Below are 2071 nucleotides of genomic sequence, written 5' to 3'. Positions count from 1 at the left end.
TTATTGCAGCCGCGTTGGGATGAGGAGCAGTTTGAACTGGTAAAATCGCGAATGATAAACAATGTAAAACGCAACGAAGCCAATCCTGATTATTTGGCAATGGTGGCATTTGATAAGTTGGTTTATGGCGACGATAATATATTGGCAATGCCTACTTCCGGAACTGGTGAAAGCCTGGAATCGATAACCATGGATGATTTGAAAGATTTCTACAGCAAGGCGATATCTCCATCTGTGGCCCGGATGCATGTGGTTGGAAAAATTGATCAGGAACGGGTTGTTACCGGATTGGCAGGTTTAAGCTCGAACTGGGAAGCGCACGATGTTGTATTTCCTGAAATCGCAGCGCCAAAACTCCCCGAAAAATCAACCATCTATTTTGTTGATGTTCCGGGGGCAAAACAGTCGGTTATTAATATTGGACAAAACGCCATTCCACGCACTTCCGACGATTTTGAGAAGGCGACGGTAATGAATTACAAGTTGGGTGGTAGTTTCAACGGAATTGTAAACCTTATCCTGCGCGAAGAAAAAGGCTATACGTATGGTGCCCGGACTTATTTCTCGGGAGGTAAAAATTACGGAACATTCCAGGCCAGTTCAAGCGTTCGTACTACGGCTACTGAAGAATCGGTACAAATTTTTAAAGACGAGATTGAAAAATACCGCGAAGGAATTTCGGATACCGATCTGCAGTTTACCAAAGATGCGCTGATAAAATCGAATGCCCGCGGATTCGAAACGCTGGGAGCATTGCATTCGATGCTTACCAACATTAGTGCTTACGATTTACCTTTCGATTACGTAAAGCAAGAGGAAGAGTTTATCAAGTCGTTAACGCCTGAGCAGCACAAAGCACTGGCTCAGAAATTACTCGATCCTGAACACATGTATTATGTTGTTGTGGGAGATGCTGAAACGCAACTTTCAGCATTAAAGAATATCGGTTTAGGCGACCCGGTTTTATTCGAGTTATGATACCAATTGTTCGTTAAAATGCCGTATGGAATTTTAACGATTACAATGGTTAATGCCGATGCTACAACAATGGAGCGTTCTGAATGAAATGAAAGAATGCGACATTTTGTTGTTAAATCGGTATAATATTGGGTTCAAAAGAAAAGAGCCGTTCTGAAATTTACAGAACGGCTCTTTTTTTATAGTTTGTTGCTTTTACAATCCACTAAAATCAACATCGTTGAAAAGAATCGATGGTGTGCGCCACGAAGAGTCTTCACGCACATCGTTACCAATTTCTCCAATGTTTGCCCACAAGGTTTTCATGTTTCCGGTAATGTTCATTTCGGTAACCGGTTTTACAATCTCGCCATTCTCCACTAAAAATCCTTCAATACCGTACGAGAAATCTCCGGTTGATCCGTTGCTGTTACCCCCGTTAAACCCGGTAACAAAAATTCCTCTTTTAACCGACGCAATTAATGCGTCGAGGTCTTTATCGCCGGTTTCAAAAACAAGGTTGGTGGTAGATCCGCTGTTGGGTTCCATTTCCAGTTTTTTACCGTAGTAAGTGTCGATGTAATACCTTTTCAAAACACCTTTTTCAAAAACCGTACGTTTTTTGGTGGCAATACCTTCGCCATCGAAAAGGCGCGATCCACGGCCTCCGATAATAAACGGATCGTCGGTTAGCGTTAACTTCTCAGAAGCTACTTTTTCGCCGAGTTTATCGATAAGGAATGAGTTTTTCTGCTGAATGGCTGATCCGTCAAGTGCATTCATCAGCGGGCTGAAAATGCGGCTTACCACACGGTTTTCAACGATCATCGGCATGGTTCCCGATTCGATCTTTTTCGCACCGATTTTATCAAGCGCACGTTTTAGTGCAGTTGTTCCGGTTCCGTTTTTTTTCAGTTCATTGTATTTAATAGCTGTTTCTCCCCAGCCAAATTCAGGGCGGGCATCGCCATCGCCTTTTACCGAAACGTTGGTGTATATTCCAAAGTACGAGTTGGCGGTATCGCCTTCGAAACCATTGCTGGTTACCATCACGCGCTCATTCAATCCATCGTAATAACTACTTGATACCGATATGATACGCTCGTTGCTTCCC

Annotated in this window: 2 protein-coding genes; one reads left to right on the top strand and one right to left on the bottom strand. The window is 43.1% G+C overall.

Features of this window, described 5'->3' with window-relative positions; all coding sequences use genetic code 11:
• Positions 1-978: M16 family metallopeptidase (locus ABZB17_RS22310; RefSeq protein ID WP_372653853.1), on the top strand; the 978-nt coding region annotated here is incomplete at its 5' end.
• A gap of 195 nt (positions 979-1173) precedes the next feature.
• Here ABZB17_RS22310 and ABZB17_RS22305 read toward each other — a convergent pair.
• The coding region (locus tag ABZB17_RS22305; protein WP_372653851.1) for a TldD/PmbA family protein at positions 1174-2071 on the bottom strand (898 nt) is incomplete at its 5' end.

Source organism: Draconibacterium sp. (assembly GCF_041583095.1).
In the GTDB taxonomy this organism is placed as follows: domain Bacteria; phylum Bacteroidota; class Bacteroidia; order Bacteroidales; family Prolixibacteraceae; genus Draconibacterium.
Note: the sequence above shows the minus strand (reverse complement) of the source record. Positions and strands in the feature narration are given on the sequence as shown.